The sequence below is a fragment of the Shewanella morhuae genome (assembly GCF_900156405.1).
GTDB classification, from domain to species: Bacteria; Pseudomonadota; Gammaproteobacteria; order Enterobacterales; family Shewanellaceae; genus Shewanella; species Shewanella morhuae.
In genome coordinates this window covers 318899-336095 of record NZ_FTNN01000002.1, presented here as the reverse complement: position 1 = coordinate 336095, position 17197 = coordinate 318899, and the positions used below count along the sequence as shown (strand labels likewise).

Genomic DNA, 17197 nt, shown 5'->3' with positions numbered 1-17197 from the left:
ATTTTTTTAAAAGCTTTTTTTATAAGTTATATTAATATTTCTAATCGTAAACAGGGCAATTGTTCACTATAAAACGCTACGGCATTTACAAATTAATTACAAATTACGGGTTGTTTGTTGACTGTTGGGTTTGCAATTTGTGCTTAAGCTGACTGACCGCTTCAATTCGACGTAAATTTAATGCGTTTTTTATCTCTGCTCCCTGAAAGCCTGCCGCAATGATGGCACTAATATCAATGTTATTGGCGACGTCAAAGCACTGAGTTAGATACTCACCTTGTGGGTATACATTGCTTTCAAAGCCAGTGCGACCACGCATATCGGCAGTGCAAGCTAAGATGAGTTGCTCTAAGCGTTCAGGCTTACGCCAAAAATCTGCTTTATCGAATATTTTGACGATAGTTTCCGCTCTGAGTTCGAATGCCTGATGCACATTCTGATGTTGATCGCTGACTAATAAAGCCACATCGCGCATTTCGTTAGGTACTCGTAAACGACTGCAGAGTGCTTTAATCAGCGGCAAACCTTTTTGTCCGTGACCGTGATGTTTTGGTAAATGCTCTTTGGGGCTAAGCGCTTTACCTAAGTCATGGACTAATGCGGCAAATCTAACGCTTTTGTCCTCTGTGAGAAGGGCTGCTTGAGCGATAACCATCAATGTATGCACGCCTGTATCAATTTCAGGATGCCATTTTTCAGGTTGAGGAATACCGAATAAAGCAAAAACTTCAGGAAACAGCACTTTTAGAGCACCACATTGATTCAATACCTCAAAAAAAATCTCAGGGTGTGGGCCAGCTAAACTTTTGTCCACTTCTTGCCAAACACGTTCTGGCGTCAATGCGTTAAGTTCATCACTTTCGCTAATTTGACGCATAAGCGCGAGCGTTTCAGTGGCAATTTTAAAGCCTAAAGCATGGAATCTCGCGGCAAAACGAGCAACACGCAATACCCGTAAAGGATCTTCTATAAAAGCATCAGAAACGTGGCGTAAATTGCGCTCTGCAATATCCCTCATACCATTAAAAGGATCGTAAAGCGTGCCATCTTCATCTTGTGCTATGGCATTGATAGTCAGATCTCGGCGCAGCAAGTCTTGTTCTAAAGTCACATCAGGGCTGGCATAGCAACTAAAACCACCATACCCTAGTCCAACTTTTCGTTCGGTGCGAGCCAGTGCGTATTCTTGTTGATTCTTAGGATGTAGAAAAACAGGAAAGTCTTTACCGACTTGACGGTAACCCAGCTGGAGCATTTGCTCTGGCGTTGCCCCAACGACGAGGTAATCTTTATCTTTAATTGGCAGATTGAGCAGGTTGTCACGCACTGCACCGCCGACGAGATATATTTTCACGGATTTGCTTCGGCTAATGTGTCATAAACATAGCTTAACATGCTCACATTGATGATTGGCAACGTCGCCTTGAGTTATTTACATGCAGAGTATGTCACATCGATGTTGCGGATATTTTGACAATAACATTGGGACGCTTTAACGTGGGGCGTTATTTTTAAATTAGGATGATTGGTGGTATGTACAAGGCTTTTTATGGACTCAGCGACAACCCTTTTTCAATTGCACCCAATCCCCATTATTTGTTTTTGAGTGATAGGCATCGAGAAGCGTTAGCCCACTTAACTTACGGGTTGGGTGAAACAGGTGGTTTTGTGCTGTTAACTGGTGAGGTTGGTACGGGAAAAACAACAGTATCTCGCTGTTTGTTAGGGCAATTGCCCGACAATACCGATACCGCATTTATTCTAAATCCGTCACTGACTGAGCTTGAGTTACTGGCAACACTTTGTGATGAGCTGAAAATCAGCTACGGCGATAATCCTACACTCAAGCAACTGATTGATCACTTGAGTCGGTTTCTATTAGCCAATCACAGTAAGGGCCGAAATACCGTACTGATTATTGATGAAGCGCAGCATTTACGCCCTGAGGTATTAGAACAACTGCGCTTACTTACTAATCTTGAAACCGATACAAAAAAACTATTACAAGTCATTTTGATTGGCCAGCCAGAATTGCAGTTGTTACTAAAGCGCCAAGAGTTACGTCAATTAGCACAGCGTATTACCGCACGTTACCATTTATTGCCGTTAAATGAAGATGAAATAGGGCTTTATGTATTGCATCGATTACAAGTTGCGGGGCGGTTTGAACCGCTATTTACTGGAAAAGCCATTAAGGTTTTACAAAAGTACAGTGGTGGCATACCTCGATTAATTAACTTGTTATGCGAACGAGCTTTAATGGCTGGCTATGCTCAGTCACGAGTGCCAATTGATCATCATATGGTCAGGCAAGCCGCAGCAGAGGTGTTAGGTGAAATCGAGCCCACTCAGCATAAATATTTATGGCCAACAGTGACCACGATTGTGCTATTTATGGCTTTTGGTGTTTCTTATTGGCTATTGACTGATAAGCCCGTAAATGCAGCGACTAGTTTAGTTTCTCAGCCTAAGTTAGCGCCTAGTGGAGCAAATCCTCAAGAGTTAAGCACAACCGCTGCGGCGCATGAAGTGGCACATCCCGTTAATCACTCAAGCATTGAGCCGCAGCAGACATTAGTGGCCAGTCCTAATCAACGTTTGCTCAATGATGCGATTAATCAGAGTCGCAATATTGATACCGCTTTTGCGGGGCTATTTAGTGTGTGGGGAAAAGTGCCTTATAAAGGTTTAACGGCTTGTCAGTCTGCGGTTGAGCAAGAATTAGCATGCTATCAACAACAGGGTAATTGGATGTCATTGACTCGACTTAATTATCCCGCCGTTGTCTATTTAGTTGATGATCATCAGCAAGATTTTTATGGTGCTGTGATCGCAATTGATGGTGAGCAGTTACTAATGCAATTAGGGGAGCAACAGCTTTGGATTGATAAGGCTTGGTTTAATCAACATTTTAGTGGCACCTTCGAAATACTATGGCAAGCCCCTAATTTACCTATGATGGATATCAGTCAAAAATCGAGCCCTGGACAATTACAATGGTTGGAAAATGCTTTAGCCCATGTTAGCAACCGTAATGCGCGTAGAGTCAATCAATTCGATGTGCCATTAGAAAATGATCTTAAAGCTTTCCAAAGCCAGCATGGATTAAAAGCCGATGGTATTGCTGGGAACCAAACATTAGTGAGATTAAATTTGTATTTAAGCCAGCAAGGCCCGCGTTTAACAGATAATGGGGCAAGTCGTTAATGTCTATATTACTTGATGCCGTTATCCGCAATAAACAACAGCAACAATCGCAGCTTCCCGATGCCGTAATGACGCCAAGGGCCAACTATTCACCGTCACGCAAAGCGATGTCACCCACAGGCAGAATTTCTCTATTGGTGCTTGCAGTTGCCGCAGGAGTTGGGGCAGCTTGGGGGCTAAACGCTTGGGATCAGGCCCAGCTGACTAAAGCTGAATTAACTCCGACAGAGCTTATACCCGCTGAGCTTACCCCAAGTCGTGCTGTGGTAGTGGCAAGTCCATTGTCATCGGCGGTTAACAATGAACCTTTGGCAGAGTCTAAAACTCAATTACAAACTGAATCAAACGCTGAGAGTGTTCGTTTTGCTGGGAAAGTAGCACTTCCTCGGGCGCAGACTTTACCTGAGCTAGCCGCCGTATCACCATTTCAACCTGGGGCAGTAGTATCAAATACACCTCAGATAGATTATACCCTCAATACCACTACTCCTGCTGTTGGTGTAAGTGATGCCAGTTACGCAGACTATATGTCGACTTCAGCTCAAGTTGATGCTGCAAATCGTGAAACGATGGCAGTGGACACTCAAACGTCATCTATTGGTGCATCACAAACCATGATGTTAGGCGCCAATGCCAATGGTGCAGGTTTAGCGAGCCTTGAGGCTCTACGGCAACAAGTGAGTGCGGCGGCAGAAGATGTGGGCTTAGAAACGAATAAAAGCCGTGATGAGGATAAGTTAGTCGCGACGTTTCAAACTGCATTAAAAAAGGTGGAATATACTCATGCTGCAAAAACACCTGTTACAGAGGCTAAATTAGACCCTATTCCTAAAACTGCCGTGGATGATATTCCAAAATATGGTCAGTTACCTGCGGGGTTACAGTTGCAAGTTCCTGAATTCAATATAGTTGCTCATGTTTATTCTACTGACTCAAGTCAGCGGTGGTTAAATGTCGATGGCGCTGAGTTACAAGAAGGAGATTTGATCGCGGGGAAATTAAAGATTATCGCCATCCGTCCACGGGATATCGTGTTAGATATTCAAGGAACTCAGTTTAAAGTTCCTGCGATTTAGACCTCTACAATTAAGTTAAATGATGCGACAAATAACACCGACAAACTTTTTTTATCAATTTTAACAATGTGTTAGAAGTGGCAAATAATAAAGACAAAAAAGGCGCCTTGGGCGCCTTTTTTGTTATATACCGTAATTAGTTTAATCAAACAGTCTATAGGCTAGAAACAGGGTTATTGCGTAACCGACGCTGTAGCAAAGGAAAAGTGCAGGAACGTATTTTAAATAACTTACAAAAGTCAGTTCTTTCACTTTACTCATAGCCACAATACCGGATGCGGAACCAATGATAAGTAGTGAACCGCCAACGCCAACACTATAAGTTAAACCAAGCCATTCAGGCGTATTCAATACGGGATTGGCTTTTAATAGTGCAGCGGTGAGTGGCACGTTATCAATTAAGGCTGAGCCGATACCGGTGAAGAAGTTAGAAATGTTTGGATTAAACATCGTATAAGCTTCAGTCAACATATCTAAGGTACCGATTTCTTTAAGCATACCGACGAGCAATAAAATACCTAGGAAGAATAATAGGGTGTCATATTCTACTTGGCGAATGTACTCAAGAATTTTGAGTTCTTCTTTATTACTGTGGGTTGTATGGCCAATCAAAAACATAATTGATAGACCCGTTAAGAAGGTTAATACGGGCGGAATACCAAACAATATGTTTAATAACATGGTCATTATAATGGTGCAGAAAAACACGATCGCAATCAGCACGTCAACTGTTTGGTAGGTGTGTTTGATTGGCGTAGTGCTGACCACACCTTCGGCTTTAAGAGAGAACAGGGTAGCGAGTAGAATCACGCTTACCGCCGATGGAATAAATAACATCAGCAGTTCAGACATATGCACATGACCACCGAGGAAGATCATCAGTGTGGTAATATCCCCAGTAATGAGTGCTACACCGCCTGAGTTCACCGCAAAGATGATCAATACCGCCATTCTTCGGCGCATCTGCTTATCAAGTTTAAAGGTAGTTAATAAGCCTAAAGACACTAAGGTTGCAGTGACGTTATCACAAAATGCTGACAGCACCAGTGCAAATAAGGCCACTTGGATCATTAGCATGCGTACCGACACTTTTTGCGGGAACAGCTTTTGAACCATAATTTGGATCATGCCCTTCGCGTTTAAGTACGCAACGAAGGTCATGGTCGACATTAGAAATAACCAAAGCGTGGCAATTTCGAGTAGGTTCTCATTGAGTTGGCGGGCAACTATTTTCTCATTAGTAGGATCTCCTGCAGCCATAAACAGCGCTACCCAAGAGATACAGCCAAAGAATAAGGTGGTTTTTGCTTTATTAAGATGGGTAACTTCTTCGAAAACAATACTGAGCAATGCCAGCACGGCAAGTATGATGAGAAAGGTATTTAACATAACTACAATTCCAACTGCTGTTTTAATGTCGTAGGACGACTTGAGTCAACCTAAAGATTGGGCTTATCAAGGCTAAATTAAGCTAGCCGTATTAGCGCGAGCGGATCAGAACATAATAGAATACATAACGCAACCGTTAGCTATAACCCAATTTGCGTTAACTTTGTGATATTGATCCCATGCGATTTGGCACTAATCTGGTTTTATGTCTCGTAAGTTGCGGTTTATATAGTTTTTTTAGCTTAATTGAGAAGTTTAATCGCTGTGTTAAAAGTGGGTTCTACGATTAAAGTCTAAGCAATCTGTTTGCAGAACCTTCAATTAATTTTTGTTCAGGTAGAGATTGTTGAATAGCGATATCGCTATAGGCTTGTTGTTAGGCTAAACACTTTTACTTAAACAAATTTTAAATAATCTGAGCTCGGCATAGTAGCTGTGGCCTCAATTAATCTTATGTTCTTATCCAAAAAATTAACACTACAAAGGGCGTTTTTGCTATTGATTAATAGCAGGTTTGCGTACTTCAATAGCGAGCCATTAGTCGCAAGGCTAATGTCGATAAAGAGAAGCATAACCTGTAGAAATGTAGAGCTTATTCTCAGTGCAGATTAAATAAACTCGTTCGGCGTATAAATATACAAACTAGTATTTAACCTGAGCTAGGGATAAGCAGAGCCGCTGAATAGGCATCTTTTCGGGCCTCTCTGCGTTGCTCTGCCTAACTATAGCTCGCTATGGTGTACGACAGAGCGCCTTGATATGCGTAAAAAACTGCGCATTCAGTCAGAAAATAGATTTTTCTTTTCAAACTAATCATTTATAACATTGATTTATTTTGTTAAATTTAGATTTTTTCGACACTCGTTATCCCGAGTTCAGGTTATTTAGATACGTTAGTGATGCAGCGATTTAGCATAAAAAAAAGGGGACGCGCTGGCGTCCCCTAATATGTCTAAATCTAAACCTAGCTTGCTTTCATGCTCGCTAATACGCGGTCAGCTGCTTCTAAGGTTAAGCGCATTTCTTTATCGCCGTGGGCCATTGATAGGAAACCAGCTTCATAGGCACTAGGGGCTAAGTAAACGCCTTCATCTAACATGCCGTGGTAGAAAATACGGAACTGCTCGATGTTGCATTGCGTCACTTGATCGAAACGGGTAATTTCAGCTTGGTCAGTAAAGAAGAAACCAAACATGCCACCAACATAGTTGATTGCCATTGGAATACCGTGCTTATCTGCCGCCGCTTTAAACCCCTCGGCGATACGTTTAGTTTTAGCGCTTAAGGCTTCGTACAGACCTTCTTCACACAGGGCATCCATTTGTGCTAGACCCGCTGACATTGCAATTGGGTTACCTGATAACGTGCCCGCTTGGTAAACTGGACCTGTCGGCGCGATAAATTGCATTACATCTTTACGGCCACCAAATGCACCCACTGGCATACCGCCACCAATGACTTTACCTAGCGTAGTTAAGTCAGGCGTTACGCCGTAATAACCCTGTGCACCACTTTTTGATACGCGAAAGCCGGTCATCACTTCATCGATAATCAGTAAAGCACCAAACTCATCACAAATATCCCGTAGACCTTGCAAGAAGCCAGGGATAGGTGGAATGCAGTTCATGTTGCCAGCAACAGGCTCGATGATGATGCAAGAAATATCCGTAGGATATTGTTCAAACAGCGTTCTAACGGAATCTAAATCGTTATACACCGCAGTTAAGGTGTGCTTAGCGAAATCTTCAGGGATACCTGGTGAGCTAGGTTGGCCTAAGGTTAGTGCGCCAGAACCCGCTTTAACTAACAGGCAATCTGCGTGGCCATGGTAACAGCCTTCAAATTTTAAAATTTTGTCACGGTTGGTAAAACCGCGTGCTAAACGGATAGCACTCATGGTCGCTTCTGTGCCTGAACTCACCATGCGCACTTGCTCGATAGACGGCACCATAGAGATGACTTTCTCGGCCATTTGCACTTCAAGCTCTGTTGGCGCGCCAAAAGACAAACCATTTTCAACCGCAGCTAATACCGCAGCACGGATTTTTGGGTGGTTATGGCCGAGGATCATCGGTCCCCAAGAACCGACGTAATCAATATAAGCTTTACCATCTGCATCATAAATATAAGCGCCATTGGCTTTTTCAATAAATAGGGGGGAACCACCTACACCATTAAAAGCACGAACCGGGGAGTTAACACCACCGGGGATGGTTTTTTTAGCTTGTTCAAATAGGGTTTCTGAACGGGTCATTCTATATCCTTAAAGTCAGTCGCCAGATTTAACATCGGCGTTTTATAAGTACTAATTAACTGAACATGGGTGTTGTTCAAGTTGTGAACCAACACCAGATGTGAGCGCAAGCTGCGCCATACAAATTAAAAGTCCGTTATTTACCAATCTAAAAGTGGCTAAATTAAGCAGACTATCTAACTCATTTATCTGTGTTCTATAGCCTTTATCGCGGATGTTAGACCACAGAGTTTGCAATGTTTTGTATCAATATTTAGGTTTAAGCGCTCTTATACCATGATATTTATTCGGCTTCCCCTTTATTGGGGCTCGCTCTTCTTGAATTTGTGCTGGGTAGAGTATATCAGGCTGATCTAAATTTTCGTTAAATCGTTCCGTTATTGTGATCTCATACTCAGCATTTGCAATGACCATTGATCACATAACCAAGCATTGGCAACGCTTAAAGGAGGTCAATGTCAATTGCCATCTTGGTATTTATAGCTTAACGGTATTTTGTATGAAGTACTTTGTACTGTATTGGGAGATTGCTTGCTTTAGGTATGAACGTCTAATGTGAAAATGGGGTGCTGATGTACAAATCCTACTTATGAGTATAGCGAGTGATAAGTTTGAGATGAATTAACCATATAAGTGGTTAATTCATCCGGTCTATCTAATGTTTAACCTCTGTTAAGGTTAAACACGTTCAGTGACGATTTCCCGCGAGAACACTTTTTCACAGTATCTGCACTTTAGGAATACATCTTCTTTTTTGGCAATAATAGTAAAACTACTGTCTACAGGCTCATTATGAGTAATGCAGTTGCTATTAGGGCACTTAAAAATCGAATTGATTTTCTCTGGAAGTGACAAGGTGAGTTTTTTAACCACTTCATAATTTTCTATTTGGTTTACTGTTGCATTAGGTGCATATAAAGCCAATTGGTTAGCCTGATCCGTATTGATAAATACGTTTTCAATCTTAATCAAATCCTTCGCGCCTAAAGCTGAAGAGGGCAGGTTGAGGCCTATCGTTACGCGTTGATTCGTTTTGTGCATTTTGAACAGTTTAAGCACCTTTATCCCCATATTTGCGGGAATATGGTCGATAACAGAACCATTTTTTATTGCTTCAACCAGTTGGGTTTCTTTAGGCATAGCGATTATCTCCTGCTTATAGTTGTTCGTTTAGTACAAGTGCCAGTAGCGCCTCACGCGCGTAAACTCCATTTTCAGCTTGCTGAAAGTAGTAAGCGTGTTTGGTTTTATCGACATCAACGGTAATTTCATCTATACGCGGTAATGGGTGTAATACCTTTAGGTTATCTGACGCGTCAGCTAGCATTGAGGCTGTTAGGACGTAAGCGGCTTTAATATGCACGTACTCTGATTCGTCCAAACGCTCTTTCTGAACGCGAGTCATATACAGTATATCTAGCTTAGGGATCACTTCTTCCATAGTGGCATGCAGACTATAATTGATACCGGCTTGGTTTAATTCTTCGCAAATGTAATCTGGCATAGCCAAAATTTCGGGTGCGATGAAGAAGAAGTTAATGTTGTTAAACTTCGATAATGCTTGGGCCAGAGAATGTACAGTACGGCCATACTTTAGATCGCCAACGAATGCGATATTCAGATTATCTAGGCGCCCTTGAGTTTCAAAGATTGAAAATAGGTCTAATAGGGTTTGTGTTGGATGTTGATTTGCCCCGTCGCCACCGTTAAGTACTGGTACGCCATGAGAGAATTCAGAAGCTAAACGTGCTGCACCCTCTTGCGGGTGGCGTATAACAAAAGCATCGACATAAGAAGATATCACCTGAACAGAGTCAGCCAAAGTTTCGCCTTTGTTAGCTAATGAGGTGTTACCGCCATTATCAAAACCAATCACAGTGCCGCCAAGGCGTTGTATTGCGGTTTCAAAAGAGAGACGGGTACGTGTTGATGGTTCAAAAAAACAACACGCCACAACCTTATTTTTTAATAATTCTGGATTTGGCTCTGCTTTCAGTTTTCCAGCAGTTTCAACGATAAGTTCAAGTTCACTTCGGGTTAATTCCGGAATGGATATGATGTGTTTTTGAAATAACGAATTTGCCATGGCTTATCTTCCCAATATATAGATAACGGATACAAATGGTTTTAAATTTTTGCGATTGCACTTACAGCGCAAGTTACATTGCGAATGTATTTTACAAATTAAGCTTTAAAACGCTTTTGTCTGACGTAAAAAACAGACAAAAAAAAGCCCCCTTAAACAAGGAGGCTGTTTTAAAATTGAAAAACAGAAAATAAAACCGATGCAGCTTCTCGGCGATAATGAATCAAGTTGTACTTAGCTGGCCAGTTCATTGCTAAACTCTGTTTCGAAAAATTCCGAAGGATTATACGCCCATTTCTTGTGTTCGCAAGCATTTGCATTACCCCGTCATTTTGTTGGTTAAACACTTGAAAAAGAGATACCTTCCTGAGCGATTTACCTCAGTAGCTGAGTCATCAGTTCATTTTCATTATTGGCATGATTAATAATGAAGGCTTCTGCTGATACGCATTTATGTATACCGTTATCGACTAGATGCTATCGGCTAAGTGCTACATAGCGATATTGCACAGGCAAGGTTTGGCACTTTTTTATCTTGCTGAGATGTTTTTATCATCTTCGTCGTAGAATTTAAGGCTTGTTAAATCAATGGCGACATCAGCTGTAGAGCCATGCTTCAGTGTGATATTCGGCTTTTGCGGTCTTAGCGTGTTCAGTTCACAAGGTAAGTGATTTTTTAATATTATCAGTTGTTTATTTTAATTTTACGGTTAAAGTCTTACTGGTTTATCTAAGCACACTAACGGTAAATGCTGCGAGAGATTTAGCAAAAAAACCTTTACTAATAGTATGACGTGACTCTCATCACACTTCATTTTGTTACTTGCAAGCGTTAGCAGTCAGCCTAAGGGTGAGGTTGATCACGTTAAAGAACCTTTAACGTAGCACGAGTTAGCTAACCGTTTTCAATTTGTTATTGCTTGGTTATTTTATTGTTTATTTTTATGTTTGTATCATTAAGTCTAATCTTGCCTATTTAGTTTTCTAATTTATTGACTCGCCTTAATTTTGTTAACCTTTGGGTGTTCGCTATTAACTCCAATTAAATAATTAAATCACAATAGGACTGCTATATGGACATAAGTGATGTTTGGCGTAAAGGTGATTGGGCGGCCTTCTTTGGCCTGTTTACCAATAATTTAACCAATTTACTGACGATGATGGGCTTGTTACTTTTTGTCGTAGGTTTACCAAAAGAATTTGTTATGGGGCAGGTCGTCCCGGCGTTTGGCTTAGCCGTGATGTGTGCCAGTATTTTTTATGCTTGGTTTGCCTATAAATTGAAAAAGGAAACCGGCCGCGATGATGTGACGGCCTTACCATCTGGTCCGAGTGCCCCGTCTATTTTTACCGTTACCTTCCTCGTGATTATGCCTGTTTATCACTCGACGCAAGATGCGGCGTTTGCAATTCAAATCGCATTAGTTTGGTGTTTTGTTGAGGCGATGATCCTATTAGTCGGCTCATTCTTCGGTGATACCATCCGTCGTATCGTACCTCGCACAGTGCTGTTGTCTTGTTTGGCGGGCTTAGGCCTTACACTGTTGGCGCTCAACCCGATGTTGCAAGCATTCTCAACGCCTGTTGTGTCGTTTGTAGTGCTGGGTATTATCTTTATCAACTGGTTCGGTAAAAAACCGCTGTTTCCTAAAATCCCCACCGGCTTGTTATTGATTATTGTTGGTACCGCGCTGGCTTGGTTATTTGGTTTGCAATCACCCGATGCGATTATTGCCTCACTATCGGATGCGGGTTTCAACCCTCCACAATTCCATATCGACAGCTTTATCCAAGGTGTGCCACACGCCTTACCTTATTTGGCATCCGCTGTGCCACTAGGTTTGGCCAATTATGTATTTGACCTTGAAAATATTGAAAGTGCCGATGCCGCGGGTGACTCTTACCCGACACGTAAAATCATGATGGTTAACGGCTGTGCATCAATGCTCGGTGCGTTTATGGGTAACCCTTTTCCTGTCACTGTGTATGTGGGTCATGCTGCTTATAAAGAGATGGGTGCGAGTATAGGTTACACCTTGTTTAATGGTGTGATTATGTTCTTCGTGTGTCTATTTGGTTTAGGTGCACTGTTACTGAGCCTTATCCCTGGTGCTGCTATTGCACCAATATTAGTCTACATCGGTATTGTGACGGCTAACCAAGTCGTACGTGAAACGCCTAAATTGGAAGTACCTGCAATCTTCGTTTGTTTATTCCCATGGATTGGCTACTGGGCACTATCTTTATTCAAAAATACTTTGGCAACTGCCGGTACGAATGCCCAAGAGGTAGGGATAGAAGCGTTAGCGGCAAAAGGAATTTATTACCAAGGCATGGTGGGCTTAGGTAATGGTGCGCCGCTTGCGAGTTTGCTGTGGGGCTGTATGGTGGTTTTTGCTATCAATAATACCCCCCTTCGCGCCGTGGTTGCTGCCTTAGTTGCTGCAGGTTTAGCACTGGTGGGGTTCATCCATGCCAATGGCGTTGGCTTTGCTCAACCGGAATCTATGATGTTTGTTTACTCCTATTTGATGATGGCGACTCTGTTTGGGGTGAAACATTTTTACAACCTTAAAGAGAGTGTAAGCGAGCCTGTTAGCCAACCACTGCCTATTATCCCAGCAACTAAAGCCACTGAAGCCGCTTGAGGAGTGAATATGAATGCTAATGCCCCTATGTCGTTGCATAAGTTGGTCATCAATAATCGGGTTGACGATGTTATGACTTATTTAGCGGAGCAGGTCGAAGTCGATAGCCGAGATCAAAATGGCTGTACTGCATTGATGATTGCTGTGCAGCAAAATAATCTGACGCTAGCCAAGGTGCTCATAGAGCATGGTGCTGATGTTAATGCTCGTGATGTGAACCAACTGACGCCTTACCTGTGCGCTGGTGCTAACGGATTTCACGCACTTTTATCACTGACTTTAGCCAATGGCGCCGACGTCACCAGTGTTAACCGTTTTGGGGGGACGCCATTGTTGCCCTCAAGCGAAAAAGGCTTTTTACGTACTGTACTGGTCAGTTTAGATGCTGGCATTCCAGTCAATCACGCGAATAAATTAGGGTGGTCGGCATTATTAGAAGCGGTGATCTTAGGTGATGGTGGGTATTTATATGCCGACGTTATAGAGGGGTTACTCGACGCTGGCGCTGACATTCACCTTCAAGATCGCGATGGATTAAGTGCGCTCGATCATGCCAACGCTTTGGGTCAACAAAGTATTGTCGCCTTGATGACGCAACGTGAGCAAGTTAAGCAAGGCTATAGTGCTGCATTACGCTTGGTTAAACAGCATATTCGTCAGTTTGACTATCAAGCGGCGTTGGCAGTGTTAACCACCAATAGGGATGGCTTTACCAATCCAGTAGATTACTTCTATTACTGTGGTTATGTGCTAACGGAGTTAGCGCGTTTTGATGAGGCAATAACCGCTTACCGTGAAGGTTTGGCACTGAGTGACAATAAAGCGCAGTTTTATCTTTATATCGCCAATAGTTATCGGCTTGCCAAACAAACGCAGCAGGCACTCGTTGAATTTGATTACGGCATTGCAGTTCAGCCTGAGTCACCGTTTGTGCGCTACCACAAGTCTAATTATTTACGAGAGCTTGGCATGCATGAGGATGCAGTCGATGCTATGACCCTATTATTGGCGCAGCAGCCGCATCGTTATGATTACTCATTTCATCAGGCTAATAGCTTGCGTTCATTAGGCCGACACGATGAGGCGATTGCCGCTATAGAAAATGCGATTAAGTATGATGCTCGCAATGGACTTTATTATCAGCATAAAGCCAAGTCATTAGAAATAATGGGGCTGCTTGAACAAGCAATAGCCGTCATTAATCAAGCCACTGAAGCCTGCGATGACGTTGATGAATTGGTTGATATTAAAAATACTCTGTCAAATAAATAAATTTTAACTGAGTATCCTTGTTAAATACTTTAATTAATTTGTGGGTTTAAGTCAGTACCTACTTGAAGGTTGATGCTCTTAGTTTTTATTTTATCTTATTTAAATGGAATACATATTTACACATAGGTGTAGTGGTTATTTTATTAACTATTACATGAGTAATTACACATATTTTTGTTGAAATATAGTAGAGGCTAATATGGTCGTAAAATTAACTTTAAAAAAGAATACCTATTTCGATTCGGTTTCATTAATGGCATTAACGACCAAAGTTAATGAAATTAATGATGTTGAACAGGCCTTTGTTGCAATGGCAACCGAGATGAATAAAGGGGTGTTAGCTAACATAGGTTTATTATTACCTGAAGTGCAAAATGCCAACAGTGGTGATCTGTTTATTGTGGTAAAAGCCGTTAGCGAGGAGGTGTGTGATGCTGCACTTGCCAAGGTAGAAGTGCTCTTAAAAGGCGATGACAAAGCGGCAACAGGTTTAGGCGCAAGTAAGAAAAAATATGTCACCTTAAAGAGTGCCTTAAACGACGCACCCGATGCCAATCTGGCGGTGATCTCTGTGCCTGGTGAGTTTGCTAAGCGTGAAGCGCTAACCGCGCTGACTAATGGTTTACACGTATTGATGTTTAGCGACAATGTTTCGGTGGCCGACGAGGTGGAGCTTAAAACCTTTGCTCACGAAAAAGGCTTGCTAATGATGGGGCCAGATTGCGGCACCGCCATTATTAATCATGTTGGTCTGTGTTTCGCCAACAAAGTCCGTCCAGGTAATATTGGTATTGTCGGCGCATCAGGCACGGGCAGCCAAGAAGTTGCTGCACGTATTCATGACTTTGGCGGTGGTATATCGCAACTATTAGGTACAGGCGGACGTGACTTAAGCGCAGAAGTCGGTGGTATCATGATGCTAGATGGACTGCGTGCATTAGAGGCCGACCCTGCCACTGAGGTGATCTTAATCGTCTCTAAACCTGCGGCGAAAAGCGTTGAAGCCAAGGTACTCGCACTGGTTCAGAGCTTTAGCAAGCCGGTGGTAGTCTGTCTGTTAGGTGGTGAAGAAGCACCGGTTATTGCAGCCGGGGCTCACTTTGCTAAAACCACTAAAGAAGCCGCGTTACAAGCGGTTATTTTAGCGGGTGTTGATGAAAGTAGTATTAATAAGCGTGCTTTGAACTTAGCGTTAATTGAAGAGATTAAAGTCAAGTTATCACCTGAACAAAAGTACATTCGTGGTTTGTTCTGCGGTGGCACCTTATGTGAAGAAACCATGATGCTGGTGCGTGATACACATAGCCAGGTGTATAGCAATATCGCCAAAAAACCAGAGCAGCGTTTAGCGGACATTAATGTTAGCCAGCAGCACACCTTTATCGATTTTGGTGACGATGATTTTACTAATGGGCGCCCACATCCGATGATCGACCCTTCATCGCGTATTGAACGTCTGCTTAAAGAAGCTGATGACCCTGAAGTTGGGGTGATCATTCTCGATTTTGTTATCGGTTATGGCTCACATGAAGATCCTGTTGGCGTGACTTTGCCAGCCATTATTAACGCGAAGCAAAAAGCGGCGGCGCGGGGTCAGCACTTAGAGATTCTAGGTTACGTACTGGGTACTGATCTGGACACGCCAAAGTTGAGCGAGCAAGTTGATAAATTGGCTTCGGCAGGGGTGACCATTTCCAGCAGCAGTCAAAATACCGGGCTATTGGCAAGCGGCTTTGTGAGCAAGGGAGAATAATCATGAGCAAGATGACAGCACTATTTTCAAACTTAAATGTAATTAATGTGGGCCTTGAGTTCTTTAAAGACGATATCAGCAAGCAGCAAGCGCCGGTGACCCATGTGAACTGGCAACCCATTGCTGGTGGTAATACAAAGGTGATTGCGGCGCTTGATAAACTGGCACAGCCAGAAATAGCGCAAAAAATTGAGGCAGCCAACGAAGAAGCGGTTAATCGCATTATTAAATCACACCCAGTGTTGGTGGGTTATGAAAGAGCGATTGATGTCGTTCCTGGTATGACTAAGACCACCATTTTACATGCTGGCCCACCAATATGCTGGGATGATATGAATGGCCCAATGCGCGGCGCGGTAACTGGCGCACTGATTTTTGAAGGTTTGGCGGCTAATCTTGATGAGGCATTTAAATTAGCAGCATCAGGTGAAATCACTTTTTCGCCATGTCATGAGCACGATTGCGTCGGCTCTATGGCGGGGGTCACATCGGCTTCTATGTATATGCACGTGGTCAAAAACATGACCTATGGTAACGTTGCGTATACCAACCTTAGTGAGCAGATGGCGAAAATTTTACGTATGGGCGCCAACGATGAAAGCGTGGTTGAGCGCTTAATCTGGATGCGCGACGTATTAGGGCCAATGCTAAAAGCCGCTATGGATAAAGCTGAGCCTATCGATTTACGCTTAATGCTAGCTCAAGCCCTGCATATGGGAGATGAATGTCATAACCGTAATAACGCGGGTACCGCTTTATTATCACAGGCATTAACACCTTTGATTTTAGAAACTGAATTCACCATCAAAGAAAAACGTGAGGTGTTTGATTTTATTGCATCAAGCGATTACTTTTCGGGTCCAACTTGGATGGCAATGTGTAAGTGTGCCCTCGATGCTGGTCATGGGGTCGAGCACAGTACGGTAGTGACCACAATGGCGCGTAACGGCGTTGAATTTGGTATTCGTGTCAGCGGTATGAAAGGCTTTACTTGGTTTACAGGTCCTGCTCAAAAGGTTATCGGCCCACTATTTGCTGGCTTTAAGCCTGAAGATTCGGGCTTAGACATAGGTGACAGTGCTATTACCGAAACCTATGGAATTGGTGGATTTGCGATGGCGACGGCGCCAGCAATCGTTGCACTGGTTGGCGGCACGGTAAATGAGGCGATTGATTACTCTATCCAGATGGATGAAATTACAACTGCCAAAAATCCGAATGTCACTATTCCGTTATTAAATTTTAAAGGTATTTCATCGGGTATTGATATTCGTAAAGTCATTGAAACAGGTATATTACCTATTATTAATACCGCTATTGCTCATAAAGAACCCGGCGTTGGTATGATAGGTTGTGGTATTACGAATCCACCAGTGGAATGCTTTGAAAAAGCCATTATTGCCTTTGCTAATAAATTTTAATCAATACGGTTAACTCTTGTGCGCATAAAAGTCGGCTCTATTTAAATCTGTTATTAATGATAAGAAATGAGTCGGCTTTTATTATTAGTTT

Annotated in this window: 11 protein-coding genes; 6 read left to right on the top strand and 5 right to left on the bottom strand. The window is 42.6% G+C overall.

Going from position 1 to position 17197, the window contains the following annotated elements; genetic code table 11:
- Positions 1-103: 103 nt before the first annotated feature.
- Entirely contained in the window at positions 104-1354 is a 1251-nt protein-coding gene (locus BW947_RS03780) for a multifunctional CCA addition/repair protein (protein WP_076496987.1), read from the bottom strand.
- Positions 1355-1533: 179 nt separating this feature from the next.
- Between BW947_RS03780 and BW947_RS03775 the strand changes: the two genes are divergently transcribed.
- Together BW947_RS03775 and BW947_RS03770 are read left to right on the top strand one after the other, a co-directional pair.
- On the top strand, positions 1534-3207 hold the full coding sequence (locus tag BW947_RS03775; RefSeq protein ID WP_076496986.1) for an ExeA family protein: 1674 nt from the start codon (positions 1534-1536) through the stop codon (positions 3205-3207).
- Positions 3207-4283 carry a general secretion pathway protein GspB gene (locus BW947_RS03770; RefSeq protein ID WP_076496985.1) on the top strand — a complete coding sequence of 359 codons (1077 nt, stop codon included), beginning with the start codon at positions 3207-3209 and terminating at the stop codon, positions 4281-4283. Before BW947_RS03775 ends, BW947_RS03770 begins: the two co-directional genes overlap by 1 nt.
- 141 nt (positions 4284-4424) lie before the next feature.
- Here BW947_RS03770 and nhaD read toward each other — a convergent pair whose 3' ends face one another.
- From nhaD to pyrB, 4 genes are all read right to left on the bottom strand, one after another.
- Positions 4425-5672, bottom strand: coding sequence for a sodium:proton antiporter NhaD (nhaD, locus tag BW947_RS03765; protein WP_076496984.1), 1248 nt, complete (start codon positions 5670-5672; stop codon positions 4425-4427).
- A 964-nt stretch (positions 5673-6636) separates the two neighbouring features.
- A complete protein-coding gene (gene hemL, locus BW947_RS03760) occupies positions 6637-7926 on the bottom strand; it encodes a glutamate-1-semialdehyde 2,1-aminomutase (protein WP_076496983.1) in 1290 nt (429 codons plus the stop codon).
- 678 nt (positions 7927-8604) lie between these two features.
- Positions 8605-9066 carry an aspartate carbamoyltransferase regulatory subunit gene (gene pyrI, locus BW947_RS03755; protein ID WP_076496982.1) on the bottom strand — a complete coding sequence of 154 codons (462 nt, stop codon included), beginning with the start codon at positions 9064-9066 and terminating at the stop codon, positions 8605-8607.
- Positions 9067-9082: 16 nt separating this feature from the next.
- Complete coding sequence (gene pyrB, locus BW947_RS03750) at positions 9083-10012, bottom strand: aspartate carbamoyltransferase (protein ID WP_076496981.1); 930 nt, start codon at positions 10010-10012, stop codon at positions 9083-9085.
- Positions 10013-11085: 1073 nt separating this feature from the next.
- Here pyrB and BW947_RS03745 point away from each other — a divergent pair.
- From BW947_RS03745 to BW947_RS03730, 4 genes are all read left to right on the top strand, one after another.
- The gene (locus tag BW947_RS03745) at positions 11086-12660 is read left to right on the top strand and encodes a SulP family inorganic anion transporter (protein ID WP_076496980.1); all 1575 of its coding nucleotides are present in this window, start codon (positions 11086-11088) and stop codon (positions 12658-12660) included.
- Positions 12661-12669: 9 nt separating this feature from the next.
- A complete protein-coding gene (locus tag BW947_RS03740; RefSeq protein ID WP_076496979.1) occupies positions 12670-13932 on the top strand; it encodes an ankyrin repeat domain-containing protein in 1263 nt (420 codons plus the stop codon).
- A 199-nt stretch (positions 13933-14131) separates the two neighbouring features.
- Positions 14132-15685, top strand: coding sequence for an acyl-CoA synthetase FdrA (gene fdrA / locus BW947_RS03735; RefSeq protein ID WP_076496978.1), 1554 nt, complete (start codon positions 14132-14134; stop codon positions 15683-15685).
- Positions 15686-15687: 2 nt separating this feature from the next.
- Positions 15688-17106, top strand: a complete 1419-nt coding sequence (locus BW947_RS03730; RefSeq protein ID WP_076496977.1) for a YlbE family protein — start codon at positions 15688-15690, stop codon at positions 17104-17106.
- The last annotated feature ends 91 nt before the right edge of the window (positions 17107-17197 follow it).

Coding starts and splice junctions, on each gene's coding strand:
- BW947_RS03775 (WP_076496986.1), top strand. CDS start 1,534: ATGTACAAGGCTTTTTATGGACTCAGCGACAACCCTTTTTCAATTGCA.
- BW947_RS03770 (WP_076496985.1), top strand. CDS start 3,207: ATGTCTATATTACTTGATGCCGTTATCCGCAATAAACAACAGCAACAA.
- nhaD (WP_076496984.1), bottom strand. CDS start 5,672: ATGTTAAATACCTTTCTCATCATACTTGCCGTGCTGGCATTGCTCAGT.
- hemL (WP_076496983.1), bottom strand. CDS start 7,926: ATGACCCGTTCAGAAACCCTATTTGAACAAGCTAAAAAAACCATCCCC.
- pyrI (WP_076496982.1), bottom strand. CDS start 9,066: ATGCCTAAAGAAACCCAACTGGTTGAAGCAATAAAAAATGGTTCTGTT.
- pyrB (WP_076496981.1), bottom strand. CDS start 10,012: ATGGCAAATTCGTTATTTCAAAAACACATCATATCCATTCCGGAATTA.
- BW947_RS03745 (WP_076496980.1), top strand. CDS start 11,086: ATGGACATAAGTGATGTTTGGCGTAAAGGTGATTGGGCGGCCTTCTTT.
- BW947_RS03740 (WP_076496979.1), top strand. CDS start 12,670: ATGAATGCTAATGCCCCTATGTCGTTGCATAAGTTGGTCATCAATAAT.
- fdrA (WP_076496978.1), top strand. CDS start 14,132: ATGGTCGTAAAATTAACTTTAAAAAAGAATACCTATTTCGATTCGGTT.
- BW947_RS03730 (WP_076496977.1), top strand. CDS start 15,688: ATGAGCAAGATGACAGCACTATTTTCAAACTTAAATGTAATTAATGTG.